Below are 25,804 nucleotides of genomic sequence, written 5' to 3' on the forward strand. Positions count from 1 at the left end.
GTTTTTGCTTCCCCGACATCTTTTCTGCCGGAAAGCAAACGTCCCTGCCCCGTGTCAGTTCAGTCCGAGGATTTTTTGGATATCAGGCTGTGACAGGTTTTCTCTGGTTATCAGATATACGTCCGTCATTGTTTCCGGCAGAACCTTTCCTCCTCGGGCAACCTTTGCCGCCTGGGTGACTGCTATCCTGCCGATTCGATACGGGTCCTGAGCCACTCCGGCAGAAATGCTTCCGTCCTTTATTTTGCCGACCATTTCCGGGTCCGGGTTGAAAGCAACAAAGGTTATTCCTTCATCCATACCCATATCCCCGAGGGTTTTCAGGAGCACCTCGCAGCTGCTTTCATTCATGCCTACTATTGCTGCAATTTTTGACTTCCCGGTTGATTCAATACTGCTGCCCCATATGGCCGCACGAATTTTGGAAGCACCTTTTTCCGGGTTCCCGCCTACATAAATTGACCGCATTATTTTAAGTTTTGATCCCGAATCCTTCAGCTGTTTTTTGAATCCTTCCACCCGCACGTTTACCGGAGAGTTGCCTCTGTTGAACAGGCCCAGAAGGACCTGTCCCGAACCGTTCAAAGTATGATTCAGATATTTTGCAGCTACAACTCCGCCCATATAATTGTTGGAATGAACGTAAGCGCAGTTCGGGCTGTTCAATGCTCTGGAAACCATTTGGACTACGGGTATTCCTTTAAGCAGCGCCTTGCTCAGAGACTGACGCATCTTGCGCCCGCGCACGGGTGAAATGACGATTGCGTCAACTTTATTTTCAATACACCAATCAACTTTTTCCTGCTGCTCATCAATACTGCCGAAACCGGGCTGAGGGACCCATATGACATCAACATCGCTGTCCTCGTTTTCTACGCTCTCGGCCCCTTTTCTAAGAAGTTTCCAGAAATCAAGATCGTCTCTTTCCGGGATTACGGCAATGGACAGCTTTTTGGGTGCCCCCGCGTCGGCTTGGCTCGCCGTTCCTGAAACACAGAAAACGGCAAGAAATATGAAAACAAGGCAAATGAATTTATTTTTGCTCATGATGATTCTCTTTAGGATTTTATTATTCTCTTTCAATGTAACTGCTTAATAAGCGGCATGTTTTTTATCTCTCTATATATAAAACGCAGCTGTTATTCAACATGAATCAAAAATTAACGGGTCGGGGCAGGCCCTCCATAGTCGAATGACAAAACAACGATAATAAAGTTGGCCTGCCTGAGTTAATCTCAACAATTTTATAAAAATATTTTGAAATAAATATACTGCCGCTCCAAATTATACCATCTGGTTGCCAACATGGTGCGTCATAATTGATTTACTGCATTTTAATAAATCTTAATGCAAATAACATAAAATAGAATGTGTTTTTATAAACACTTTTTGCTTGTTTGTGAGCATTGTTTAAATGCTGAATATATTTCCTACTGCATTTTTATTAATAAAAATGCTAGGCCAATATATCTAATCCAAAACTGCATGTGTTGTTGCTTGGATATGTTTCTTTTGTCTGAGGTTGTTCCATGTTGGCGGTTGTGGTCTGCTTTGTGCAATATAAAAGCAGTGTTTTATTTTGTGTGTAATAGAGATTAATTTATATAAAGGCACAAAAAAAGAAGCAGAGATCAACTTTTGGGGGAGGTGATAACGTGGCTGTAAGCATCAACCATAATAGCATGGCGGCCAATACAGCGAGATGTCTTGGCAATCAATACAAAGACTTGGGCACATCAACCCGCAAACTGTCTTCCGGGTTGAGGGTTGAAACTGCTGCGGATGATGCTGCCGGATTGGCCATCCGAGAACTTATGAGGTCGGATATTTCAGCCCTCAGACAGGGCATACGCAATGCGAACGACGCCATCTCAGCCATCCAGACGGCCGACGGGGCTCTGCAGGTTATTGATGAGAAACTGATCAGGATGAAAGAGCTGGCCGAGCAGGCGGCTACCGGTACATATACTTCCGATCAGCGTATGCTCATAAATTCCGAATACCAGATTATGGCCGATGAAATAACGCGCATCGCCAACTCAACAGATTTTAACGGGATAAGTCTGCTGAACGGCAATCTGGATGGCCTGCAAGCTCTGACCGTACATTTCGGAAGTGGAAACGACTGTTCCGAGGACTACTATTCCATACAAATCAGTGCGGTAACCGCCAGTTCACTGGGGATTGGCTCCTCACTGACGAACCTTACCTCCTCCGAAATAGCTCAACTCAATGGGGTCACATATTTTTACGATTTAACATGGGATACCGGAGACGGGTATTATGTAACCAGTCCGGCTGAGGTAAAGGATACTTTTGCTTACGGCTCAACCTGCCAGGTGTACTGGGATGGAAGCAATTCCTTTTGGGTCGTGGGGCAGGATGACACCGGAACCAACCGGGTTTTCGCATATCAGGCAGGCTCTCCCATGGCGACTTATATCGGCGAAGGCGGACTGACAGTTACTTCCGGAAACCCTGCGACCATTTCAACGCAGGATGCTGCCCAGCAGGCGTTGGGTATTATTGACAATGCGATTATTTCCAAGGACAAAATCCGCGCAAGTCTGGGGGCTCTGGAAAACCGTCTTGAAGCAACGGTAGACAACCTCTCCCAGCAGGCCGAAAACCTGCAGGCTGCGGAATCCAGAATATCTGACACAGATGTGTCCACGGAAATGGCCCGATTCGTCAGGAGCAATATTGTCTCACAAAGTGCCGTTGCAATGCTTGCACAGGCCAACAACGTGCCGCAAATGGTCTTAAACCTTATAGGCTGATAAATTTTATACAGAATCAGCAAGCCGTCCTCGTGCTTCTATTGAGTTTGGCAACGGTGCTCAGGAGCAATTCAGCTGTCGGTTTTCATCTGCTCAATAATTGATTTCAACTGCTGAGCCTGTGCGGCCAGGTCCATTACTGCCTGGGATGACTGGCGCATGGCATCGCTTGTCTCGGTAGCGATATGGTTGATTTCATCAACGGCACGGTTGATTTCCTCGGATGTTGCGGACTGTTCCTCGCAGGCTGTTGCTATTCCGCGAATCTGATCCGAAACATGATCGTTCAGAGCAAGGATTTCGTTCAAGGAGCTTCCCGCGTTGTCCGCCATGCCGGATACAGAGTTTATTTCCTTAACCGTGCTTACACATTGTTTTATGCTTTCTTTGGTTCCGCGTTGAATTTCCGAAATAGTCTTTTCCACCTCATTGGTGGCACTCATTGTGTTCTCTGCCAATTTACGGACTTCATCGGCTACAACAGCGAATCCTCGTCCGGCCTCTCCAGCGCGGGCGGCCTCAATTGCCGCATTGAGGGCCAGTAGGTTGGTCTGGTCTGCAATATCGGAGATAACTTCAATTATCTGCCCGATCTTTTCAGCGCTCACTCCAAGCGACTCCATGTCCTTTTCCAGTTCGGCAGAATGGTTAAGAACTTTGCCTATTCCGCTTACCATGGTGGTTATGACATTTGCCCCTTCTGTGGCGGTCTGCTTTGCTTCATTGGCAGTCCCGGAGGCTTCGCCGGAATTTTTGGCAACTTCAAGGACCGTAGCATTCATTTCTTCCATTGCAGTGGCTGTTTCGCTGGTTCGTTGACTTTGTACTTCCGATCCGGCGGAGGACTGTTCAATCTGTGCCGAAAGTTCCTCTGAAGCCGCTGAAATAATTTCAACAACATCTTCCAGCTGAAGTGCTGCCTGCAGCATTCCTTCTTGCTTGGCCCGTTCAGCCTGTCCGCGTGCTTCTTCCGCTTCCTGGGTTGCCTGGCGTGCTTTTTCCGTCTCTTCTGCCGCAAGACGGCTCTGTTCCTGGGCTTCGCTGATTTTGTTTTTCAGGTTAAGGACCATGGAATTAAGAGCCGTTGCAAGAATTCCGACTTCGTCTTTGCTCTTAATTTCAAGGAGGTTGTCCAGATCACCCTCGGCAACACTGGTAGCATATTTTGTTGTAGTGACAATCGGCGTAGACATTGATCGGGCTATCAGCCAGGAGATAAGCAGGATAATGGGCAGGATTATGCAGATTACAATTATCGATGAGTGTCTGACTCTGTTCTGGGACTCTATCATGGTCTGGATGGGCATCCCGATAAACCACATGCCTATATTCTGACCCTTGATGCTTTTGATCGGCCAATAAGCAGTCTGGTACTCAACTCCGAGGATATTGTTGCGGGCCAGAAATGTTTTCCCGTCCCTGATGACTGTTTCGGTTACTTTCGGGTTGGTCATACGGGTTCCGACAGCACGTTTTCCGGATTTGACAATGGTAGTCATCTCGCGTGTTTCACCCTTGAAAACAGTGACATCCAGATCCGTAAAGTTTTTTACCTCATCTACAAATTTTTCATCGGACAGGGAGATGCCCAGAGAGAGCGTTCCGATAATGGCGCTGCCCTTTCTCACAGGCGCGGTTGCCCGCAATGAGAAGGTGACCTTCTTTCCTTTGACAACACCGGCGCTGGCTTGTCCCCTCAAAGCTTTTTGAACGCTTTCAAGGTGGCTTGCAGAATCTCCGAATTCTTCCGAATGCGCTCTTGCAAGAACTTTTCCGTGTATATCGGTTATGGTCATGAACTCAGAGTCTGTTTCGGCCATAAGCTTTTTAATATTGCTAGACAGCAGCTCTGTATCGTCAGCCTGGATGGCTTCTATCAGGTCTGTATTTTGAGCAGCAAGAGATGCTTCTGTAGAGAATTTGTTGGAAAGAGAAGCTATATGGCGATCGACAACCTTGCACATGCTTGAAATATTGCGGGTTGCTTCAGAGGAGAATCCTTTGCCTACGTAATGGTTGATCGAGAAAAATATAGATATACCTGTAGCAATTGAAATGCATGCAGCCATAATGATTATTTTATTCTTTATTGAAAGCTTCATAAAAATCCTCCTCTTTTGATTTTTGTGTTTAAATTGCTATGAAAAGTCTATTATAAATAAATTTACTAAGATAAATTAAAATAGACGTTTAATGCATTGATAACGCAGGAAGTCTGAATTCAAGCGTCTGTTTCAGCTGTGTTGATAATTGTGTTGCCGTTTAATCGTAACGGATTATTACTGATGCGGCCGTACCCAACCTGGCATTTCTTTAAGTTTTTATGCAGTTCGGTAATGGTTTTACTTCTGGTCGCGGCTTTACTCTTTTCCTGCTATAACCGCTTGTGTAAAACAGGAGGAGTGTGAAGATGGGTTCGATGGACGAGCTGGTTCTCGGGAGAACCGCATCCGGGATCAATGCAAAATTGCTGGACAGACTTCAAGATTTCCGTATTCATGCGGCCCTTTGGGCCGGCACAAGCTATCTGCTTGGAAAAATTCTGCAACTGTCTTTTTTTTCATATCTGGCCGCAGCGTTATATTTCCTTTTCGTTGTCGGGTCCTTTTCCGTGGCAAAATCCGGAACCAGAAAAATATTGTCGGCGGTAGCTTTGTTTGCCGTTTTATCTCTTACATTCGGAGATTTGACCCTCGGAGGAATTCTGCACGGCTTTTCACGTGCTTCTTTTTTTGCGGCATTTTTTCCCATAATGGGGCTGATGCAGGAGTGCGGGACAAACTCCAAGGCTGTACGCAGTTCCGCAGAGTGGCTGACCTCTCTTTCTCCGACCAAGTTCATCGGCGCACTCCATGCCGCCGTGCATGTGATGAGCATTTTTCTCGGTGCCGGAGCACTTGGGTTTATTCACTCCATGCTGCCGCAGAATGCGGCCGGGGATAATCCCGCCTTGCAGGAAAAATGGGACATGGCCTGTCTGTACTCCATTCTGCGGGGTAATCTGACCGCATTTTCGTGGTCCCCTACAAGCACAACTTTTGCGGTATTGCTGCCTCTTTTTCCTGAAGTCCGCTGGGCGGATATCTCTCTGGAATCTTTGGTCTTGAGTCTTGCCCTCATTGTTTTCAGTTTTGTAGCCGTTCTGCTGGGCTTAAAAGGTGTGCATGCATCCGAACTTTCATACGAAAAGGGCACAGAGCATTCTGCAAAGCGTTTGCTTCCCCTGGCCGGAATATTGATCCTGCTTTTGCTGGCTGCAGCTGTAACGATGTGGGGATTGCCGCACCTGAGGCTTTTGACAGCTGTGTTGACGGTGGTACCGCTTTTCAGTGCGTTCTGGCTTTTCTCCCAGTATTCCCGTCTGAGCTATAAAGCCGGGTTGGCAGGGGTGAAAAATGTACTCCGGGGATACGTCCGAAACTCGGTTCCGAAGCAGACGAACGTTATTCTGATACTTGGTGCGGTTGTCTTTCTAGGTTGTGTACTAGATGCGGAGATAACACCCGGAGAGACGTTCGATTTTCTGCGTGATGTTGATATCTCCGGCAATGTGCTGCTCCTTTTGAGCGGACTGGGAATAGTAGTCCTCAGCTATTTCGGTCTGCATACCATGCTTGTCATAGGGATAGTCGCCGGGATGTTCGGTGATATTGAGATGTTCAATGTCTCAGCATCCACTATTGTCATAGCCCTTTCCCTTGCCCGTGTGCTGGGCTCTTCGCTCAACGGGCTTGTGGGCATTATGATAATAACCGCGCAGCTTGGGGATATTTCAGTGCAGCGTCTGCGCAAAGGTAATTATCTGTTTGTATTTATGGGGTGCGTTTTATATTGTTTGTGGCTTTTGGTTTGAGTTGGGTAGAAGGGACTGGTTGAAGTCGAGAGAGGCGAAAAAGCAGTTAGGCTGATAACAAATGTAGACCAAAGTGTGAGTCAAAGAAAAAAGGCTTACAACAATTAATGCTGTAAGCCTTTGAACTATCTGGTCGGGGCAGAGAGATTTGAACTCCCGGCATCCTGCTCCCAAAGCAGGCGCGCTACCAGACTGCGCCATGCCCCGATTTGTATTGCGCAGAAAGGGGAGATACTTTAATTGACAGTGCTTGGCAAGTCATAATTTAAGTCTTTGATTGCCTCTTGTTACGTGCTCAAGACTTCTGGCCGGATCTGCTTTAACTGAATTTCCCGTCTATTTTGCAGCCGCAGTACTTGCACATGCCGTCTTCCAGCCCGACATTTTCCATCTCGAAACCGTACCGCTTTATAAGTTCCGCCTTGCAGGCAGGGCAGAAGCTTGTGGAATGCTCGCTGCCGGGAACATTGCCTATATATACATATTCAAGTCCTGCCTCGGTACCTATGTTGCGGGCCAGAGTAAGGGCATGCATGGGTGTTGCCGGGCAATCCTGCATTTTATAGTCCGGGTGAAATCTGGAAATGTGCCACGGAACTTCTTCGCCAAGCTCCTCGGCAATGAATGCGGCCAGCTTTTTCAGTTCGTCCGGGGAATCGTTCTTTCCCGGAATGAGCAGGGTGGTGATTTCCAGCCACCAGCCGTTTTTCTTCATATGTTTAAGGTTCTCAAGGACCGGTGAAAGTCTTCCCATACAGATTTCCCTGTAGAAATCATCGTTAAAGGCTTTCAGGTCGATGTTTGCGGCATCAATCAGCCCGGTAAGCTCATCTATGCATTCAGGACTTTGAAATCCGTTGGAAACCATTATGTTCTGCAGACCCTTCGCGTGTGCCTCGCGAGCCGTATCCTGCATGAGTTCAAAAAAGATTGTCGGTTCCGAATACGTGTAGGACATGGAGTCGCACCCGTGGGCAATGGCTGCTTCAACCAGCGTCTGCGGAGTTACTTTCTGCCCGGTTATTTCCCTGCCGGTTTTCGGGTGCTGGGAAAGAGACGCATTCTGGCAGAATGCACAGCCGAAATTGCAGCCCTGTGTTCCGAGCGAAAATGTCTTGGTACCGGGGAGGAAATGGTACAGGGGCTTTTTTTCCACCGGATCGATGTTGATGGCTGCAACCAGATCGTAGGTTTTGGTCATTAAGCTGCCGTCAACATTCTGCCGCACACCGCAGTTGCCGTGAGCGTCCGGTTCGATAATACAGAAATGGTTGCAGAGACGGCACTGGACCGTCTTCTCCTTTAATTCTTTCCAGAGTCTCGCCGGGTACAGCATATCAATTTCCATTGGGTTTTATTTCGGGAACAACGAATACAGGCCCGACAGGCTGGCTTACATTTTCTTCCTCTTTTCTTGGCATGGTGCTGATTCTGTTTGATTTGTTGTCTGATTGAATGGAAATGTCATTCCTGTTCGTGCGCGTTCCGAACCTTATGTCCTGCCTGTCTTTGGCCGTGTCCTTGTTTATGAACTTCGTTCCGGCAAAAGCCGAACCAGCCAGACAAAGAACCACGATAATAATCATAACGATGAAAGTTCTCTTGTACATGATTTTTCTCCGTGTCATACTGTAAGCTGTTTCCGGATCTGTTGCAAACAATGATCCTTTTTGCTGCGTTTCCGGGAAAAGGGCAGGGATGTTCCTTGAACTCTTGGCGGATTCAGCATATACAGTCCGTTCTTAGAGACTGTTAGGAGAAAATAATATGGCAAGTCGTTCTGATGCATATAAGGCCGCCGGTGTAGATATCGATGCGGCCAACGATTTCATAGGCCGCATCAAGGGTATGGTCGGCTCCACCTTCACCAAAGGTGTGGTCACGGATATCGGCGGTTTCGGCGGGCTTTTCAAGCTCGACCTTACCCAGATGGAAGAACCTGTTCTGGTGTCGGGTACAGATGGAGTCGGTACCAAGCTCAAACTCGCTTTTGCAATAGACAAGCACGACACGATCGGTATCGACCTCGTGGCCATGAGCGTCAACGATATCCTTGTTCAGGGAGCGAAACCCCTGTTTTTTCTGGACTATTTTGCTACCGGAAAGCTTGAAACCGGAGTGGCCGAAGAAGTCATCGCCGGTATAGTGGAAGGCTGCAAGATTTCAGGATGTGCGCTTCTGGGCGGCGAAACCGCTGAAATGCCCGGTTTTTATGCCGACGGTGAATACGATCTTTCCGGTTTCTGCGTCGGTATCGTGGATAACACGAAGATCGTTGACGGTTCATCCATCACTATCGGAGATTCCATCATCGGGCTTGAATCCTCCGGGATTCACTCAAACGGCTACTCGCTGGTGCGCAAGCTTTTTGAAGAATCAGGTCTGGGCACTGACGACCTGCTCCCCGGAACGGATCAGAAAATCGGCGAAGCTCTGATTACGCCGACAAGAATATATGTGGACCCCGTGCGCAACCTTTCCCGCGATATTGAAATCAAGGGAATGGTGCATGTTACCGGCGGTGGTTTTTATGACAACCTGCCCCGTATCCTGCCCAAGCAGGTCACGGCGGAAATCAATTTCGGGTCATGGGAAGTTCTGCCGGTATTCAACTGGCTGAAGGAACAGGGCAACCTGAGCTGGCCTGAAATGCTCCAGATTTTCAACACCGGCATAGGATATATCCTCGTGGTTCCGAAAGACCGCGAAGAAGACGTGCTGAGCCGCCTTTCCGGAATGAAAATCAATAGCTGGAAGATCGGCGAGATCATCGCTCGTGAAGGTGATTCCGAGCAGGTGCAGGTCAACTTCTAGATCAATACCGTTTATGAATTTGAAAGCCCGTCCGGAGTGTTTCCGGGCGGGCTTTTTCGTGCTTTAATTCCTGTGTGTACCTACTTCTTTTTCCATTTTCCGTCTGCGCCCTGAATAAACCAGCCGGCGGGGGCTCGCTTCTGCCAGACTTCCGCAAAAATAGCCTTTACCTTGGCAAGCTCGCTTCCGGGGATGTTCATGGAGGCGGCAACTTCTTCATAGAGTTGCTCGCGTGTTTTGTTGTCCTGTGCAACCAGACGGCGCAACTGGGCGGTGTCTTTGAGTCCAAGCCCGTCCTTGCTGATAATTTCAAGCAGGCCCTCGTTGTTTATGCCTATGTTTCCTGAATTGTAGTAGGGAAGAAGCTGCTGGTGGTCGTCAGCAATTGTTTTTTTCAGGCCGCGAATGGCGGAGTTGGACTGGTTGAGGCTTTCAATATCGGATTCCGTTACCTTGGCTGCGTGGGCTGTTGCCGGTCCGGCCAGCGCAAGAAATGTCTCCAGAGCGGAACTGTCGTTCTTGTCCTGCTCTTTTTTGGCGCCGGGACCGTACACGTCACCCACGATATCTTCGGCCGCTTTTTCCACCCTTGCAGCGGGGAAGTATATGTTTACCGTAACGCAGGCCACGAAGGACAGCAGGGACAGAAAAGTAAGTATGCGGGCGGTTTTCCCGAACATGACAGGCTCCTTATATTATTTGTTTTCGAAAACTCTTTTCAGTCTTTTGAGCATGTCTGAAAAGCTGATCAGGTTTTCGGGGTTGCTGTTGACTACATTTATGCCGAATAGTAGCGGTTTTTTTATAATGTACTCGATTCCGTCCTCCCTGATCAAGCCCCGTATTTTGAATATGTCGCGGTCCAGAGTGCACTCCAGTCCGAGGGATGCGTAACCGAATTCCTTGAAGAACCGCGAAAACATTCCCACTCCCGCTCCGGTAAGTCCCGAACCTGTTCCGATAACCGAAAGAGTGTTTACCGCTTTTAAGCTTATGTGCCGGTCGGAATCGGAGCCCGGTGTGGTTACTACCCGCAGTTTGAATCCCGCAGGCTGTCCGTAGGCGATAAGCAGGTCGGTAAGATCGAGATCCATGCGCCCGGTTATTCTGCCTATGTCCAGAGCGTGGCTCAGTTTTGCAAGGTCCAGGTTCCTGACCCGGAAGTCCGCGCCGAACTGCCGGGACGGTTCAAAAATGTTCTCGGCAAAAATTTCGTAGATGCTCATTTTGCCGCCATAGATATTTCCGGTCAATCTGCCGGTGGTGGAAAGGTGATCCTTGAGCATCCAGAATTCCATTTTGCCGCTGATCTCTCCGTCCAGCGGGAGTGAGGACGGAGAAAAGGGCGAAAGATCGATGTGCCCAGCTTCCGTTTTTCCATGCAGGACGAAATTTTTGCTGAACGGGTCTTCCATGTCCAATTCTGAAATTTTATAGCTTCCGTTCCCGAAAGGTATGGCCGGGATGTCGCCGAATTCAATTTCATTCGAGGATACTGTCAGTGGAAATGATACTGCTGAAGCGGTCAACGGACCGGCCTTGATACTTCCTATTTCAATCATGCCGCGATCAGGAACAGCAAGGTCGTCATCAGGTTCCGGCAGAAAATCATTATTGAGCTTTACTGCAAAGGGAAGTCTGGAATTTATACCGGCAAGCTGAATTGCATCTGAGATGAATTCTCCACCGAGTAAACGCGTTGTGCCGTTAATGACGGTTCCGTTCCGTTCGGAATTTACCGTGCCGTTTACGGACAGGCTGCCGGATGCCTGAATGTTGCCAAGCGACATGGGGTCCACGGCAAAAAGTCTGAAGGGAGTTGAAATTTCTGGAAGACTCAGCCTGATTTCTGCCCGAATATCCGGATGCCGGCCTGCGATGCCAACGGCACCGTCCACATGCAGTCTGCCTATTTTCTGCCAATCCACATTCCCGTCAACAGGTATTCTGCCTCTTCTGTCCGGGAGTGCTGATTTGAGTGCGGCCCGCAAGGGATAGCGGGAAAAATTCATATAAAACGTGTCATACAGTGCTTCTCCTGAATCTACCGTTATTACGGCCTTCACTCCACCCCGGCATAAAGATCCTGATGCCGTTATGGAGCCTGCTGCGGAGTCCAGAAGAACCGATCCGTCCGGGGATGCTGCGGATACATCCTTGAATCCCAGATCTAGTTCAGCCACCGGTTTCGATGTGATATTGCGCAGATTGATTTTCAGGGTGAGGTTGCCGGACTTGTCCCACTCCTTGACCCCCTGCAGATATGAATCGGCCAGCTCGGCCAGCAGCTTATACGGGTTGTGGATTGACGCGAAAGCGCTCCCTCCACCCTTCGGAGAATAAAAAATGTCAGCTTCAAGAGCAGGCAGATTTCCAATTTTCAGGGAAAGATTCTTTAATGCAGCCTCTCCGGAAATGGTGTTTATCCGTCCGTTGCCGTGCAGGACTGCGTCCGGCTGCATCAACTGCAGCTTTTTGTTGTGGATTCCAATTCTGTTGATTTGAATTTCCAAATCCCGCAGTATTATCTCGCCGCTGCCCAGCCGAAGGTCTGCTGACAGCAGTACAGGACCTGTTTTTATGGGGCTCTTCTGGTTTATGTATTCGCCCTGAAAATGGAAATCTGTTTGTTTCAGATGGGTGAGATGCCCTTTCAGAGTACCGGCAATACCGGCCTGAGGCAGGTCAATTTCGAATTGCCAGTTAAGGCCGAAGTTATCCCGTCCTGCGTCTGCTGAGGGCAGGCCGGGCAGGCAGAAAAGAATAAACAGGGCTGCAAAGGCTATAACGAAACGGATGTTCATTCACAAATCATACACTCAGCACTCCTGCTGTACAAAGCAAAAAGATCCGGTGCGCGTGCGGAGTTGATGCGCTTCGCGCTTTTGGTGATTTGGTTTTGCCTCCGGCGGCCAAAGGGGATAATCCATCTCTGCTCTCCACATCCCTAAGATTCGAAACAAAGTCTTTTTTGTTTTATGCGTTGCCCCGGACTGTCCGAGAATGGTGGCAGAGCCATACTGAAAGTTTTTGAAGAGTCCAGAGAAACTTTTTACAAAAAGTTTCTCTGGCCCCCGGAGGGACCAGCGGTAGCTTCCCCGAAGGGACCGCCGGTAGGCTCCCCGAAGGGACCGCCAGTAGGCTCCCATCGGTATGTTCTATTTATCTCCCAGATAGGGGTTGAAGTATCCGAATCCTATCCAGGGGCATTCGGTCTTGATGCGTTTGCGGAAGTTGGCGAAGCCCATGCCGGGCCCGAAATCGTACGGTTCCATGAGCTCCATGTATAGGTCCGGGTCGATGTTGAGGTTGCGTAACTGGATGAAGTCCAGTTTGCATTTTTGGGCGACTTCGATAAGGGCTTCCACTTCAAGTTCGGTATCGTTTATTCCGGGGAAAAAGAGGTAGTTAAGCGATACGTGCAGACCAAGTTCTTTGGCCTTGAATATAGTGGCCACAACATCATCGAACTTGTAGCCTTTGGGGCGGTAGTAGGTGTTGTAGATCGGTTCGCGCAGCGAGTTCAGGCTTACTCTTATGGAGTTGAGGCCGGCATTTGCAAGCGGCTCCATGGACTCGGTTATTGAACCGTTGGTGTTGATGTTGATGGTCCCTTTTCCGGCTTCGGAGCGGTACTTGCGGATCGCTTCGGTGAGCAGCACGTGCTCTGTCAGGGGTTCGCCCTCGCAGCCCTGCCCGAAGGAGAAAATGGGCTTGCTTTCCCGCTTGGCGTGGTAGTGCATGATTTCTGTCAACTCATCTACCGTCGGGGTGAATTTGATTCGTTCCTGGGTGGAGGGGAATTCCGATTCTTCCGGTTGCTCGGAAATGCAGCCTATGCAGCGGGCATTGCAGGTTCTGGCTGTGGGGAGCGGCGCTTCGAAGCGGCCCAGAGCGAAGTTCTTGGCAGCCGGACATCCGTAGGTCAGGGCGCAACCGGCCAGATGGCGTACCAGTCTGTTGTCGGGCATGTCCTTCATCAGCCGCTGGGCCCCGGAGTCTATTTTTTTACGCGGAATTCTGGTGAAGACCTGACGTTTGTCCTCGTCAACAACTTTTGCGGTTATCCAGAATTTGCCGTTGGCGTAGCCCACTGCTCCGTAGGCAAACATGGGCAGAACAGGGGCGTCTTCGGAATTGGAATATGCAGCCAGCCCGGTCAGGGTATGTCCGGGGCAGGCGAACGCGGCAACGGCTATGCCGTCGACCTCTTCCACTTCTCCTGTTTCAGGATCAAGCCCGATGGGGTAGCGTCCTGGAAGAAGGAAAAATTCACTGTCCGGTGGCAGGGGGATGTATTCATCCGGTCTGGGCTGGGCCAGTTCGTCGCCTCTGCGGCACATCATTTCAAGTTCGGGATGATCATAGATCTGGCCGTCCTTGTCTGCGAAAACAAGCAGCGGACGGGGTTTCTTTTTGGTGGCCATGTTGTTTCTTTCCTATGTGTTATTGCGGCTTCGGTATCGAAGTAATCAGGGTTGTGCCTTTTTCACCGGAGGTTGTAAACGATATATCCCCGCCGGAAGCTTTGGCTATCAACCGGGCGCTGTATGTTCCGAGACCGGTACCGTTTTTCTTCCCGTAGGTGGTGTAGCGGTCAAAAAAATTGTTGCGGATGGAGGCTGGAATTTCCCCCACGTTGTGAATTTCGGTGATAATGAAGTCTTTTTCTTCACGTATGCTGATGGTTATGCGGGAGTGTTCGGGAGCTGCTTCCGCGGCGTTTTTCAGCAGGTTGGAGAACATGGTGATGATGAGTGCGGCCTCACCGAAGCAGACTACCGTACTTTCTTCCTGTGCTGGCTCACCATCCAGCAGACTGACTATTTCAAGGTGCTTGTCCTCTACCAATTGGCTGAGATCCCCAACCGCGGCACTGATGGCCGTGTAGAGATTGAACGGGTAGGCTTCGGTTTTGAGCGAACCGGTTTCAAGTCTTATGAGGGTTAGTGATGTATCGATCTGCCGGATCATTCTTTCGCTGGTTTTGCGCAGTATTTCAGCTATGTTCAGGAACTCGTCTTCCAGCCCGGCTTCAGTTTCCAGAACTCGTGAAAGTCCGACTATCGTAGCGGTGGGAGAGCGCAGGTCGTGTCTGGTTATGCGTTCCATTTCTTCCCTGAACTGCATCTGCCGGCGCTGGTCGGTAGTGTCTATTGCCAACAGCATGAATACCGAAGGGGCAACCTGTTCAATTGTCAGGTCCCAGTATCGCCCGTATGCCGGCACTGATTCCAGCGAGTGTATGCGGTAGGATTCTATGTCGGTAAAAAGTTTGTAGCACAGATCATCAGACAGATTTTCCATGAACGGAGGGTGGTCGGTGAAGTCTTTATGCGGGAGTTCCCGGCGGGCTGCCTTGTTTGTAAATATGGGTGCCATTTTTTTTCCGCAGAGCAGAAGTGCCGGAAATGGAAGACTTTGCAGAATCAGATCGTATAATTTCGCATCTGCCTCGTTTTTTTTCTTCAGGGTGGCCTGTTTTTGAAATCTGTTTATGGCCGAGAGAAAACATTCTTGCGTCGCCTTCGCCGGAATAAAGGAAACCTGGTGAAATGCATATATGGTTTCGATGAATTCCGGTTTCTGCGAATCTACCATGAACATGGCTTCGGCCTCCGGGTTTACTTCCCGGATAGCGGTAAAAGTGGAGACGGAGTTTTCCTGGTCTGCGAAAACAATTAGATCCGGCTGCTGGCTGGCGTAGGTAAAAAGGGTTTCCTTGGGGGTTATTGTTATGGAAACGCAGTGCCCTGCTTCGTACAGTCCGGGCATCAGGGAGTGGATGAGCGGATTCTGGCCTGCAACAAGAATGTTCAGGCCGGAGTAATTTTCATCTTGGCAGCAGTCGGGCATGGAGATCTCCGTTCTTGGGGCAATAACGGCCTATGTGATCAGGCAGTGCGCGGAAGCTGAAAAAAGCTGTTGGCCCAGCGGCTGGCTTCATAATAGCTCTTGGAAACAATGACCTGGTCCAATCCCAATTCATCAATGACGAATTCAAGATTATCCCAGTCGCCGTTTTCGAAAAAGGCGATCAGTTCAAGGTAGCGGTTGTATATATTGTCCTCCCCGCAGAGCGCTGCACAGATATCATCCTCAAGGGGAAGATATGTGGTCAGTTTGCGGATGGGCATATCAAACATGGCTCCCAGCAGGGAAAAAAGCCCAAGCAGAAACATGGATTCCGGGTTGAGGCCGTTTTGAGCCTTTGAAGTGAGCGTATGCAGAAATCTTGCTCTCTGGGTGGCCAGTTGGGGCAGTTCCAGGCTTTTTTCCTTGGGAGTAAGGTCGGTAAGCAGAATGACGCGAAGCCAGTTTTTAAGCATCTTCCACCCGGCGAGCACTATTGCCTGCCTGATCGAGGATATTTTCTGAGGGAATCCGAAAGTAGGAGAATTCAGCAGAGTCAGCAGGCGATAGCTTATGGATACATCGTTTTGCAGGGCTTCGGCCAATGCATCAATGTCCGGATCAGGTGCCTCGATGAGTTTCAGTAATTTGAGTTTGACCGTTTCACCGGATCTAAGTTTGCGCCCTTTGATGTTTTCCGGGCGCTTGAAATAAAAGCCCTGAAAAAAATCAAATCCCAGTTCCTGTGCCATGGCGAACTGGGTCATGTTCTCGACTCTTTTGGCGATCAGTTTTGTTCCGCTGCTATGGCACTGCTCGCACATTTGACGGAGTTTTTCTTTTTGAACAGCCAGAATATCAACAATTATTGCGTCGGCATAATTGATGAAAAACTCTCCCTGCGGTCTGCCTTCAAAGTCGTCAAGCGCAATGATGTACCCGTCCTGCGAAAGTTCCTGCAGGGCCTTGATAAGAGCCGGAGTCGGCGGGGTGGTCTCCGGAATCTGGACCACTGTTTTGCCTGCGGGGAGGGAGTAGGGAATTTTATCCAGAATGGATTTGTGCGAAAAATTGATTACGATTTTTACATTGTCCGGGATGTCCTTTCCCGGAGCAGAGCAGATATCGGCGGCAACATTCAGGGTGGCCTTGTACCCGTCGGAAATAACGGCACTGGTAGCGCTGCCGCTGTCCCTGAACAGAAGTTCGTAACCCCACACGGACTGGTCGGGCATGAGAATGGGCTGCCTGGCGAAGAAAAATTTATCGTAGATCGGGCTTTTTCTGGAGTTCATCAGAATTATTTCCGTTACGGTTCTGCGGCTGTTTCGCCGGGTATTATTTTATCATGAACAGTTGGAAAAATCCGACTGTACACAAAAACCGGTACGTTGCATCAGCCGTCTTAACAACCCCTTATGTCTTTGTAGATTGTTTTCGGTTGTAACACAATAACTGATAATATTAATACCAATGCAGAACGGCCTATTGTTGCGCCCATTGTACTGCAAAGACGAAAAAAGGCGAAACCGCAGTAAGCGGTTTCGCCTTTATCAATAACGTTCTGACCGCTGTACGGCTTAACGCTTGGAGTACTGGTACTTGGCGCGTGCACCGGGCTGACCGTATTTTTTACGCTCTTTCTTACGAGCGTCACGGGTCAGGAGACCTGCACGTTTGAGTACGGGACGGAGTTCGGGATCAAGTTCAATGAGTGCACGGGAAATACCGTGTCTCACAGCCTGAGCCTGACCTGCTACTCCTCCGCCGTCAGCGTTGACTTTGATGTCGAACTTACCGAGAGTTTTGGTAAGTTTGAGGGGCTGCTGTACAATCATCTGCAGGGTCTTACGGGGAAAGTATTCTTCGTAAGGCTTGCCGTTAACGAGGATTGCGCCGCTGCCCTGATATAAACGGGTGCGTGCAACAGCATTTTTTCTTCTGCCGGTAGCGTAGTTGAAATCATTGCTCATAATATTGCTCCACCCTTAATTAAAATTCCATTGTCTTGGGCTGCTGTGCAGTATGGGGATGATCGGTGCCGGCGTAAACTTTCAGCTTTTTGATCATCTGCTTGCCGAGGCGGTTTTTGGGCAGCATGCCGCGAACGGCAGTCTGGATAACTACTTCAGGCTTCTTTTCCAGCATGACTTTCAGGGTTCTTTCCTTCAGTCCGCCGGGATGGTTGCTGTGTTTGTAGTAGTTTTTCTGTTCCAGCTTGTTGCCGGTAACCTTGATCTTGTCTGCGTTGAGAACAACTACGAAATCGCCGGTGTCAACGTGGGGGGTGAACATGGCTTTGTCCTTTCCACGGAGTTTGTTAGCGATCTGAGTTGCCAGACGGCCAAGAACCTTATCTTCAGCATCGACCACGTACCATTCGCGAGCGATGTCTTCTTCCTTGGGAATATATGTTTTCATTTGAAATGCTCCTTACGTGAAATCTGGGAAGGGGACTTATACATGCCGTGACCAGGATGTGTCAAGTGTAAATTCCCTTTTTCCAGATCAGGACTCTGCAACGATTTTCTTGAGCGTTGCGAATGCGTTTTCAATTCCATCCGGGTTGGTGCCGCCGGCCTGGGCCATATCGGGCCTGCCGCCGCCACCTCCTCCTACCTCTGCTGCAACGGGTTTGATCAGATCACCGGCCTTGAATCTATCGTGCAAGTCCTTGGTCACGGCGATGATCAGGGAAACTTTCTGGTCATCAACCTTTGCAGCCAGACAGAAAATACCTGAATCCATTTTGGATTTCAGGGCATCGGCCTGATCGCGCAGGGCTTTGACATTTGTTACTTCGAGCTTGGCTGCGAGCACTTTTACTCCGCCCAGCTCTTCTACGGAACTCATGAGGTCCGCACCTGCCTCGGAAGCCAGTTTTGACTGAAGCTGGTCATTGGCTCGGGTCAGTTCCTTCACCTGAGACTGAAGAGCCGCAATTCTGTCGGCCAACTGTCCGGGTGCTGCCTTGAGCATGGCGGAAGATTTAGCTATTTCTTCACGCTGCTCCTGCAGGAATTTAAGAGAATTCCATCCGGTAGCGGCTTCGATGCGGCGGATGCCCGCAGCTACACCGGATTCGGACAGAATTACAAATGTTCCGGCTTCACCTGTGGATTTGAGGTGTGTTCCACCGCAAAGTTCCATGGATTCACCAGGAATTTCAACAACTCTGACTACATTGCCGTATTTTTCACCGAAAAGGGCGGTTGCGCCTTTTGCGGTGGCATCCTTGGCGGACATTTCCTGAACGTCCACCCGTGTGTCGGACAGTATAGCACGGTTCACATCGTTTTCAACCTCTGCGATCTCCTCGGGAGTCATCGCTGCGATGTGGGTGAAGTCAAAGCGCAGTCTGTCGGGTCCCACCAGTGACCCTGACTGCTTTACGTGGTCTCCCAGAACTTTTCTCAGCGCGGCGTGAAGCAGATGCGTAACCGTATGGTTGCGCTCGGTTGCCGCTCTGGTTGCCGGGTCGACCTCAAGCTTGGCTTCCTGCTCAACGAGCAGTTCGCCTTCGCTTACGAAAATTTTGGATGCGGTCAGTTCCTTGGAAGCCTTGATGCTTTCAAGCACGTCCGCGTTGCCTGTCATGGTACCTACGGATCCTGAATCGCCCATCTGCCCGCCGGATTCTCCGTAAAACGGAGTGGCCGCGGTAATCATCCAGCCTCCGCTGCCCTGAGTGATGCGTTCCAGGTGTTCTCCTTCTTCGGAAAGGAGATTGATGATTCTGGATTCGGTTACCAGTTCGCGGTAGCCGGTAAAGCTGTTTTTGAGGCCGGCTTCAAGCACCTGACGGAAAATGGCTCCGGAGTTCTTTTCTCCCGAACCCTTCCATGCGGCCTTGGCCCGTTCCTTCTGTTCCTTCATGGCTGCGTTGAAACCGGGTTCGTCAACCGTGAAGCCCTGTTTTTCAGCCACGTCGTTGATGATGTCCAGCGGGAAGCCGTAGGTGTCGTAGAGCTTGAAGGCCGCTTCGCCGGAAATGACATTTCCGCCCTGTTTTTTCAGCTCTTCCATTTCATCTTCAAGGATGATCAGACCCTTGTCCAGGGTCTGGCTGAAACGCTCTTCCTCTTCACGGACCATGCGGGCCATGAAGTCCTTGTTGTCCAGCAGTTCGGGGAACTGTCCGCCCATCTGGTCCACAACCATACGGGTGGTTTCGTGGAGGAACGGATCAGTGAGTCCGAGCAGACGTCCGAACCGGAATGCACGGCGGATAAGGCGGCGCAGCACGTAACCTCGGCCTTCGTTTGAAGGCAGTATCTGGTCGGTGATCAGGAAGGCTATGGAGCGGGAATGGTCCGCGATAACCTGAAGGGCAGTGTCGATCTCGGAATCTTCCTTGTATTTGACCCCGGCCTTTTTGGCTACGGCCTGGATCATGGGCTGGAAAATATCGGTCTCGAAGTTGGACTGTACTCCCTGGCATACCGCGGTGATGCGTTCCAGTCCCATCCCGGTGTCGATTGACGGGCGGGGCAGGGGTACGCGGTTCCCCTCTTCATCCTGGTCATACTGCATGAACACGAGGTTCCAGATTTCCAGAAAGCGGTCACAGTCGCATTTGCCGATGCCGCAGTTCGGGCCGCAACTCATGTCTTCGCCCTGGTCTATATGGACTTCGGAGCAGGGGCCGCAGGGGCCGGTATCGCCCATGGACCAGAAGTTGTCCTTTTCGCCAAGTCTGTAGATGCGGTCAGCAGGAACGTTGACCACCTTCTGCCAGAGTTCTCCGGCTTCATCATCATCCTTGTAAATGGTGATGTAGAGTTTGTCCTTGGGCAGCCCGAGTTCTTCAGTAAGAAATTCCCAGCAGAATTTTATGGCGTCTTCCTTGAAATAATCTCCGAAAGAGAAGTTGCCGAGCATTTCGAAAAAAGTGTGGTGGCGGGCAGTACGGCCGACATTCTCAAGGTCGTTGTGTTTTCCGCCCACGCGCAGGCATTTCTGTGAAGTTGTCGCGCGAACGTAATCCCTTTTTTCCTGTCCGAGAAATGTTTTCTTGAACTGGACCATGCCCGCGTTGGTGAAGAGCAGACTCGGGTCGTCCTTGGGGATAAGGGAAGAGCTGTCGACAACAGTATGCCCTTTGTTTTCGAAATATTTGAGGAATTTTTCTCTGATTTCACTGGCCTTCATGGGCTGTCTCCGTAAAAAAAAATATTTCCGCCGGAGTTCCCCCTCCGACGTTTTGAATCAGCATTACACCCCTTTTATGGGGGCGGATTGTCTATATGGGCCAAAAGGCTTTACTCTGCACCGGGCTCTACGTCAACCTTCTCTTCCGGTTGTTCCTTAATCCCCAGATGAACAAGCAGGCTGTCCTCAATCTGCTGGCGCAGTTCAGGATTTTCCACCAGAAACTGGCGGACGTTTTCCTTGCCCTGTCCCAGACGTTCCGACCCGAATGCGTACCATGCTCCGGATTTGTCTACGACCCCGTGGTCGACCCCGAGGTCCAGAAGCTCTCCTTCGCGGGACATTCCGGTCCCGTAGAGTATATCCACGAGGGCTTCGCGGAAGGGCGGCGCAACTTTGTTCTTGATGACCTTTATGCGGGTGCGGGAGCCGTAGACCTCGTCCTTGTCCTTGAGGGTCTGAATCTTGCGGATGTCCAGACGCACGGAGGAATAGAACTTGAGCGCGTTACCGCCGGAAGTCGTTTCCGGGCTGCCGTATCCGGTCATGCCGATTTTCATGCGTATCTGGTTGATGAAAACTACGACCGCGTTTGATTTATGTATGGTGCCGGTGAGTTTGCGCAGGGCGTGAGACATCAGTCTGGCCTGGCCGCCGACCTGTGTCTCGCCCATGTTTCCTTCCAGTTCGGCCTGGGGAATGAGCGCTGCGACCGAGTCGATGATGACGATGTCCACCGCGCCGGAGCGGACCAGCAGATCGGTTATTTCAAGGGCCTGTTCGCCGTAGTCCGGCTGGGATATGAGCAGTTCGTCCGTGTTTACGCCCAGTCTGTTGGCGTATTTGACGTCAAGGGCGTGTTCCGCATCGACAAACGCAGCTGTTCCGCCCATCTTCTGACATTCGGCGATTACGTGCAGGGCTAGAGTGGTCTTACCGGAAGATTCAGGCCCGTATACTTCTGTGATCCTGCCCTTAGGTATTCCGCCAATCCCCAGAGCCATGTCCAGCCCGATGGAACCGGTAGGTATAACCGGCATTCTCTGGGTGGCATCGGAGTCAAGGCGCATGATGGAGCCTTTTCCGAATTTGCGTTCGATTGTGGTCAGGGCGGTCTGCAAGGCTGCCTTGCGGAGCTCGTCAGGATTTACGTTTTTTTTGCTCATTTTTTCTCCATGTAAATTGGACGGTTAACGTATTCAGTTTTCCTGTTGCTGTCACACGGTCAGGAGCCTTGCGGCGGAATACAGTCACGTCCCGGTCCTGTCGGCGTCATTGGGTATGATTTTCCCAAACGCGGCAGGCAACTGCTTCCAATATCAAACAGCTATAAATAAGGCAACTCGACTTTCGGAGTCTGATTTGCCGGGTCGCTGGCAATCAGTGTGTTGAAATAGAACGTTTCCGGCCTGCAAGGCTTGGAGCAGGTAATTTTCACCCGGATCGATTTCTCTTCAAATAACGGACATGATCAAGCTTATTCATGCCCGTCTTATCGGTTAGCCTATAGGAGCAAGGGTAAGAGCCGTCCTGAATCGCAGGGGTTCAGTAGTTCTGCCCGGAAACCCTAACTACCGGAGGATGAAATGAAGTCTTTCAGCAACTATCGAATGGAGCCCAGACCGCGCAACGAACTGACAACCGAACTCGTATTGTACGGCGAGACAGAACCGGCGCAGAAGCAGATCGAGAATCTATGGAAAATCGTTGACCGCAGAACAGGTGAAGAACTGACGGAGCCGAAAACGGATTTTTCCGAATTCTCGGCAGGCGACATCATGTATCCCTCCATGATGAAGCCGGAGGTCAGGCACAGGTGGGACCTGAAGCAGGCTGAACAGGAGGCTGCAATGGCCGCACACGCAAAACTCAAGCGCATGATTCATGCGGATTTCATGGAGCAGAACCCTGATCTGCCTGTTGTGAAGAGTTTGCGGTTCACCACCTACGGGAACGCAATTCAGCATGAATTAATGGAACACCTTGCCGAGAGTGCTCCCATCCCAACCCCCGGATCACCGGAGCCTGAAGTCCCGCAGACGGGTACGGGGCGCTCAATTCGCGATGAGGCGGAGCGCGACGATGTGGACAGCCATGAAATCGCAGATGAAGTTCTCCAGTTCCTGACGCCAGAAGCCGAGAGTCCCTACGCAGTCCTTATCTTGAATCGGGGAGAAGATTTCAGGATCAAAAACAGGATACTTGCATCGCCGGAGTCCTGCCATGTCCATGAATATATGTACGACGAGGAGGGCCGGCTTAAGGCGGTGTGTTACAACGGTGAACCTGTGGAGGAATACCGCTACAACCAATTGGGGCAGCGGGTGTTTTCTCAGGTAGGCGGCGATGGTCAGCGGGAATACAGCTACAACGGTCTTGGTCAATTGATTCAGGCCGGAGATACCGTCTATGCATACGATGCTGACGGAGCTCTGTGCGAAAAAATATCCCCTGAAGGAACAACCGGATACGAGTTTCTCGAAACCGGGCAGCTCTGTGCAGTCCATCTGCCGGACGGAACCGACATTGAATACCGTTTCGATAAGCGCGGTTTCAGGGCTGCCAAGCTCATCAACGGTGACCCTGTCCAACGCTATCTCTGGAAAGATCTGACCACTCTTGCTGCGGTTGAAGATGCTGGAGGCCTCAGCCGGTTTCATTACAATGAACATGGCCGCGTAATGGGAATGGACCGGGACGGTCAGGCATACCCTTTTGCAACCGATCAGTCGGGCAGCATTTTTACTGTTGCCGATTCGTCAGGAAACAGTGTACAGGAATTTCTATATGATTCTTTCGGAAGAAGGATACAAAACAGCGATCCCGAATTCGACTCAGTGCTGGGTTTCGGTGGCGGGCTTTATGATTCCGATACCGGCCTGATCCATTTCGGATACCGTGAATACGATCCTGCCACCGGGAGGTTCATTTCTCCCGATCCGCTGGGGTATGCCGGCGGGGATGTTGATCTGTACGGTTACTGCCTTGATGATCCGATTAATTTTGTTGATCCGTTCGGTCTGTGGGGCGGGTTCAGTGCAAGTCGTGGCGGAGTGGACGGTGGACTTTCCGATATTGGCACCGGTGCTTCGCCCCATAATTCCTTGTCTCAGGGTGCTCGGGATCGTGCTAATGCGATGGAAGGCCAGAGGAACAGGGGGTACAACAACTGGGTCAAGGAAAATAGCTGGTATACCGCCTCTCCTGATAAGAATAATACTTCGCCTGCGAAATCGAGTGCGGAGTATGCGCGTGAGTTGAAAGAACGTGAAGTTGAAATGGCGGCAAAGGCGGCAAAGGAAGAAAAAGCCCGTCTGGATCGTGCGGCGCAACTGGCTGCACAACAGGCGAATAGGGAGCGTAAGGCTCGTGAAAAGAAAGAGCGCAATGACAAACTGCGGAATTTGAATATTCTTGAGAATAAGCATCAAAAACCCGGAATCTTAGACTCTGTTCCAACAATCGGAGGGGGGGTAGTGGCTCCCGATGGCGTGCAGGGTGCGCCGGGGAAGGACGTGGCCGTTGCGGAAAAGGCAAAACAGGATGCCGTAGAACGTGCAAAGAACATGGCCAGAGTCCGGGCAGAAGATAAGCGGCAGGCAAAGCAGCGGCAGGCAATTCAGGCTGTTAATAAAGAAGAGAAAGGTCTTTTTGAAACTGTAGGGGATTTTTTTGAAACAGTTTATGATGGTGTTGGAAAGGCTTTGACTCAAGGCGGCAAGGCAACAGGTATAGCTGTCAGAGATGGTTTGAAAGCGGCAGGTGTCGCTTCACAGGAAGTTGTAAATCAATATAAGAACAACGAGTCGTTCCGAAACGCTTTCAACACGGCTCTTGCTGCAGGTATGGCCCCGAAAGCAGCGGCGGCGTACGCTGTCGGTGGAGGGGCTGCTATCGCAAGTGCCTATCGGACTGCCATGCAAAGGGCGGCGGCTACGGCTACTGGATATCCTAAGTTGCGGAGAGCATTAAGGGAGGGGTATGATTATGTAACAGCTTACGATTCTAGTGGTGCCCCTAGTCCAACTATCGGAGGATTAGCTGGCACTATCGCAGCAGGGGATGATCAAATCAAAAGTAATGCTAAGGATATATATAATGGGGCTAAAAAATATTTCAAATAATAATTCAAGACTAGAACGGATTATTGGTTTTGCTGGCTCTTTATTTGAGAATAAATATGTTAATATGGAAAGGTTGCTATATGTTGTTGCTGGGTTAGTAACAATTAGCTCAAGCAAGCCTTGGGATACTCATATAGATATATTTATTCGTGGGGGGCGTCTTATTATGCCAGTAAGGTGGGGGCTAACTTTTCTCGGCATTTTTTTTGTCTTTTTTGGACTGCTCCATAAATTCCCCAAAAAGTATCATGAAGAAGGTTTAATCTGTCCAAAATGTTTGACCCCTTATGGCTTAGGGCGTGCTCCCAAAAGCGGCAAATGCAAGAACTGCGATGTAGAACTAGAACCCATTGACGGTTTTTATGATCGACATCCTGAACTAAGAGATAAAAAAGATGAAGTTCCTGAAGATTTGATGGACGATTTGAAATAGACAGTAGAGCCTCGCACTTCGGTGTGGGGCTTTTTCAATTATTCAAAATTCCGGCCTGATCCATTTCGGATACCGCGAATACGATCCTGCCATAGGGAGGTTCATTTCTCCCGATCCGCTGGGGTATGGCGGCGGGGAAGATGCTATAAAATTTGGACCATATGTCAGTGCTGAGAAACGGGAGATTTTTAATAACATGGTTAAGGAAGCTAATGGATACGGGAAAAAGACTATACGTAAGGGCTTTTCCAAATTCGGAATTGCAAGCGCTTTTTTATACCCAGTTGGTGCGTCAGTGGGAGCTTTGGAATCTTTAGCAAGTGGACCTGTCAAAAAAGAGCTAATGAACAAGATAATGAAATAATGAATATTTATTATAAGATTTATGGTGTGTTGAGATGAGTCTGTATTGGATGTTATCATTGATTGATACGCTGTTTTTTGTCGTATTTATCCTTTTTTTTAGGATAAAAGTTAAATGCCCACAGTGTTCAAGTGTTCAATCAACCTTAAGCAACAAACAAGTCGGTGTTGTCCTTTTGTTTTCGATATTGATATTTCAAATATACTATATTTCTAACGGTGTTTGGAGGATCGACTTATCAGATTTGATATTCGGGGTGATGTCATTTCACTTACTGCTCAGAAAACCAGCATATTATTGTAGGTACTGTTTCAAGGAAATGCCTTTGAAAGAAGAAAACTTGTTAAATAAGCCTTTATTTTACTGATATATACACAGGCCCCGAACATTCAGTTCGGGGTCTATTCTTTTTTGACAGCCCATTCAACCTGT

19 protein-coding genes, 1 tRNA gene and 2 pseudogenes are annotated in these 25,804 nt (G+C 49.8%); 8 read left to right on the top strand and 14 right to left on the bottom strand.

Going from position 1 to position 25,804, the window contains the following annotated elements; genetic code table 11:
- Positions 1–54: 54 nt before the first annotated feature.
- A complete protein-coding gene (locus tag ACKU4E_RS17125) occupies positions 55–1,047 on the bottom strand; it encodes a substrate-binding domain-containing protein (RefSeq protein WP_320172292.1) in 993 nt (330 codons plus the stop codon).
- 608 nt (positions 1,048–1,655) lie between these two features.
- Between ACKU4E_RS17125 and ACKU4E_RS17130 the strand changes: the two are divergent.
- A pseudogene (locus ACKU4E_RS17130) lies at positions 1,656–2,201 on the top strand (flagellin); the annotation flags it as partial.
- Between the two features lie 228 nt (positions 2,202–2,429).
- Positions 2,430–2,780, top strand: coding sequence for a flagellin (locus tag ACKU4E_RS17135; RefSeq protein WP_407944135.1), 351 nt, complete (start codon positions 2,430–2,432; stop codon positions 2,778–2,780).
- 71 nt (positions 2,781–2,851) lie between these two features.
- Here ACKU4E_RS17135 and ACKU4E_RS17140 read toward each other — a convergent pair whose 3' ends face one another.
- Positions 2,852–4,882 (bottom strand): methyl-accepting chemotaxis protein, encoded by a 2,031-nt coding sequence (locus ACKU4E_RS17140; protein WP_320172294.1) that lies wholly within the window; start codon positions 4,880–4,882, stop codon positions 2,852–2,854.
- A 308-nt stretch (positions 4,883–5,190) separates the two neighbouring features.
- Between ACKU4E_RS17140 and ACKU4E_RS17145 the strand changes: the two genes are divergently transcribed.
- Positions 5,191–6,633, top strand: a complete 1,443-nt coding sequence (locus ACKU4E_RS17145) for a hypothetical protein (protein WP_320172295.1) — start codon at positions 5,191–5,193, stop codon at positions 6,631–6,633.
- Between the two features lie 130 nt (positions 6,634–6,763).
- Here the strand turns inward: ACKU4E_RS17145 and ACKU4E_RS17150 are convergent.
- From ACKU4E_RS17150 to ACKU4E_RS17160, 3 genes are all read right to left on the bottom strand, one after another.
- Positions 6,764–6,840 (bottom strand) — tRNA-Pro (locus tag ACKU4E_RS17150).
- 112 nt (positions 6,841–6,952) lie between these two features.
- Entirely contained in the window at positions 6,953–7,969 is a 1,017-nt protein-coding gene (gene amrS / locus ACKU4E_RS17155; protein ID WP_320172296.1) for an AmmeMemoRadiSam system radical SAM enzyme, read from the bottom strand.
- Position 7,970: 1 nt separating this feature from the next.
- The gene (locus ACKU4E_RS17160) at positions 7,971–8,243 is read right to left on the bottom strand and encodes a hypothetical protein (protein WP_320172297.1); all 273 of its coding nucleotides are present in this window, start codon (positions 8,241–8,243) and stop codon (positions 7,971–7,973) included.
- A gap of 157 nt (positions 8,244–8,400) precedes the next feature.
- On the opposite strand from ACKU4E_RS17160, the gene purM reads away from it, so the two are divergent.
- The gene (gene purM / locus ACKU4E_RS17165; RefSeq protein ID WP_320172298.1) at positions 8,401–9,447 is read left to right on the top strand and encodes a phosphoribosylformylglycinamidine cyclo-ligase; all 1,047 of its coding nucleotides are present in this window, start codon (positions 8,401–8,403) and stop codon (positions 9,445–9,447) included.
- 80 nt (positions 9,448–9,527) lie between these two features.
- Here the strand turns inward: purM and ACKU4E_RS17170 are convergent, their stop codons facing one another.
- From ACKU4E_RS17170 to recA, 9 genes are all read right to left on the bottom strand, one after another.
- Positions 9,528–10,127, bottom strand: coding sequence for a DUF1318 domain-containing protein (locus ACKU4E_RS17170; RefSeq protein WP_320172299.1), 600 nt, complete (start codon positions 10,125–10,127; stop codon positions 9,528–9,530).
- A 15-nt stretch (positions 10,128–10,142) separates the two neighbouring features.
- Entirely contained in the window at positions 10,143–12,251 is a 2,109-nt protein-coding gene (locus ACKU4E_RS17175) for a hypothetical protein (protein ID WP_320172300.1), read from the bottom strand.
- A gap of 354 nt (positions 12,252–12,605) precedes the next feature.
- Positions 12,606–13,874 carry a radical SAM protein gene (locus ACKU4E_RS17180; RefSeq protein ID WP_320172301.1) on the bottom strand — a complete coding sequence of 423 codons (1,269 nt, stop codon included), beginning with the start codon at positions 13,872–13,874 and terminating at the stop codon, positions 12,606–12,608.
- 19 nt (positions 13,875–13,893) lie between these two features.
- Positions 13,894–15,303 carry a HAMP domain-containing sensor histidine kinase gene (locus tag ACKU4E_RS17185; protein WP_320172302.1) on the bottom strand — a complete coding sequence of 470 codons (1,410 nt, stop codon included), beginning with the start codon at positions 15,301–15,303 and terminating at the stop codon, positions 13,894–13,896.
- A 38-nt stretch (positions 15,304–15,341) separates the two neighbouring features.
- Positions 15,342–16,595, bottom strand: coding sequence for an HDOD domain-containing protein (locus ACKU4E_RS17190; RefSeq protein ID WP_320172303.1), 1,254 nt, complete (start codon positions 16,593–16,595; stop codon positions 15,342–15,344).
- 285 nt (positions 16,596–16,880) lie between these two features.
- A complete protein-coding gene (gene rpsI, locus ACKU4E_RS17195; RefSeq protein WP_320172304.1) occupies positions 16,881–17,273 on the bottom strand; it encodes a 30S ribosomal protein S9 in 393 nt (130 codons plus the stop codon).
- Positions 17,274–17,292: 19 nt separating this feature from the next.
- On the bottom strand, positions 17,293–17,721 hold the full coding sequence (gene rplM, locus ACKU4E_RS17200; protein WP_320172305.1) for a 50S ribosomal protein L13: 429 nt from the start codon (positions 17,719–17,721) through the stop codon (positions 17,293–17,295).
- Positions 17,722–17,808: 87 nt separating this feature from the next.
- Complete coding sequence (gene alaS / locus ACKU4E_RS17205; protein ID WP_320172306.1) at positions 17,809–20,451, bottom strand: alanine--tRNA ligase; 2,643 nt, start codon at positions 20,449–20,451, stop codon at positions 17,809–17,811.
- A gap of 110 nt (positions 20,452–20,561) precedes the next feature.
- Complete coding sequence (recA, locus tag ACKU4E_RS17210) at positions 20,562–21,617, bottom strand: recombinase RecA (RefSeq protein WP_320172307.1); 1,056 nt, start codon at positions 21,615–21,617, stop codon at positions 20,562–20,564.
- A 420-nt stretch (positions 21,618–22,037) separates the two neighbouring features.
- Between recA and ACKU4E_RS17215 the strand changes: the two genes are divergently transcribed.
- From ACKU4E_RS17215 to ACKU4E_RS17230, 4 genes and pseudogenes are all read left to right on the top strand, one after another.
- On the top strand, positions 22,038–24,575 hold the full coding sequence (locus ACKU4E_RS17215; RefSeq protein ID WP_320172308.1) for an RHS repeat-associated core domain-containing protein: 2,538 nt from the start codon (positions 22,038–22,040) through the stop codon (positions 24,573–24,575).
- The gene (locus ACKU4E_RS17220) at positions 24,550–25,008 is read left to right on the top strand and encodes a hypothetical protein (RefSeq protein WP_320172309.1); all 459 of its coding nucleotides are present in this window, start codon (positions 24,550–24,552) and stop codon (positions 25,006–25,008) included. The genes ACKU4E_RS17215 and ACKU4E_RS17220 overlap by 26 nt, the downstream gene beginning before the upstream one ends.
- 55 nt (positions 25,009–25,063) lie before the next feature.
- Positions 25,064–25,144, top strand: a pseudogene (locus ACKU4E_RS17225) (RHS repeat-associated core domain-containing protein); the annotation flags it as partial.
- Between the two features lie 60 nt (positions 25,145–25,204).
- Entirely contained in the window at positions 25,205–25,372 is a 168-nt protein-coding gene (locus ACKU4E_RS17230) for a hypothetical protein (protein WP_320172310.1), read from the top strand.
- Positions 25,373–25,804 lie beyond the last annotated feature (432 nt).

Origin of the sequence: Maridesulfovibrio sp., from assembly GCF_963677005.1 — a bacterium.
In the GTDB taxonomy this organism is placed as follows: Bacteria; Desulfobacterota; Desulfovibrionia; order Desulfovibrionales; family Desulfovibrionaceae; genus Maridesulfovibrio.

Excerpts from the sequence above, each read along its gene's own strand:
- ACKU4E_RS17125 (WP_320172292.1), bottom strand. The coding sequence starts at position 1,047 with ATGAGCAAAAATAAATTCATTTGCCTTGTTTTCATATTTCTTGCCGTT.
- ACKU4E_RS17135 (WP_407944135.1), top strand. The coding sequence starts at position 2,430 with ATGGCGACTTATATCGGCGAAGGCGGACTGACAGTTACTTCCGGAAAC.
- ACKU4E_RS17140 (WP_320172294.1), bottom strand. The coding sequence starts at position 4,882 with ATGAAGCTTTCAATAAAGAATAAAATAATCATTATGGCTGCATGCATT.
- ACKU4E_RS17145 (WP_320172295.1), top strand. The coding sequence starts at position 5,191 with ATGGGTTCGATGGACGAGCTGGTTCTCGGGAGAACCGCATCCGGGATC.
- amrS (WP_320172296.1), bottom strand. The coding sequence starts at position 7,969 with ATGCTGTACCCGGCGAGACTCTGGAAAGAATTAAAGGAGAAGACGGTC.
- ACKU4E_RS17160 (WP_320172297.1), bottom strand. The coding sequence starts at position 8,243 with ATGTACAAGAGAACTTTCATCGTTATGATTATTATCGTGGTTCTTTGT.
- purM (WP_320172298.1), top strand. The coding sequence starts at position 8,401 with ATGGCAAGTCGTTCTGATGCATATAAGGCCGCCGGTGTAGATATCGAT.
- ACKU4E_RS17170 (WP_320172299.1), bottom strand. The coding sequence starts at position 10,127 with ATGTTCGGGAAAACCGCCCGCATACTTACTTTTCTGTCCCTGCTGTCC.
- ACKU4E_RS17175 (WP_320172300.1), bottom strand. The coding sequence starts at position 12,251 with ATGAACATCCGTTTCGTTATAGCCTTTGCAGCCCTGTTTATTCTTTTC.
- ACKU4E_RS17180 (WP_320172301.1), bottom strand. The coding sequence starts at position 13,874 with ATGGCCACCAAAAAGAAACCCCGTCCGCTGCTTGTTTTCGCAGACAAG.
- ACKU4E_RS17185 (WP_320172302.1), bottom strand. The coding sequence starts at position 15,303 with ATGCCCGACTGCTGCCAAGATGAAAATTACTCCGGCCTGAACATTCTT.
- ACKU4E_RS17190 (WP_320172303.1), bottom strand. The coding sequence starts at position 16,595 with ATGAACTCCAGAAAAAGCCCGATCTACGATAAATTTTTCTTCGCCAGG.
- rpsI (WP_320172304.1), bottom strand. The coding sequence starts at position 17,273 with ATGAGCAATGATTTCAACTACGCTACCGGCAGAAGAAAAAATGCTGTT.
- rplM (WP_320172305.1), bottom strand. The coding sequence starts at position 17,721 with ATGAAAACATATATTCCCAAGGAAGAAGACATCGCTCGCGAATGGTAC.
- alaS (WP_320172306.1), bottom strand. The coding sequence starts at position 20,451 with ATGAAGGCCAGTGAAATCAGAGAAAAATTCCTCAAATATTTCGAAAAC.
- recA (WP_320172307.1), bottom strand. The coding sequence starts at position 21,617 with ATGAGCAAAAAAAACGTAAATCCTGACGAGCTCCGCAAGGCAGCCTTG.
- ACKU4E_RS17215 (WP_320172308.1), top strand. The coding sequence starts at position 22,038 with ATGAAGTCTTTCAGCAACTATCGAATGGAGCCCAGACCGCGCAACGAA.
- ACKU4E_RS17220 (WP_320172309.1), top strand. The coding sequence starts at position 24,550 with ATGGGGCTAAAAAATATTTCAAATAATAATTCAAGACTAGAACGGATT.
- ACKU4E_RS17230 (WP_320172310.1), top strand. The coding sequence starts at position 25,205 with ATGGTTAAGGAAGCTAATGGATACGGGAAAAAGACTATACGTAAGGGC.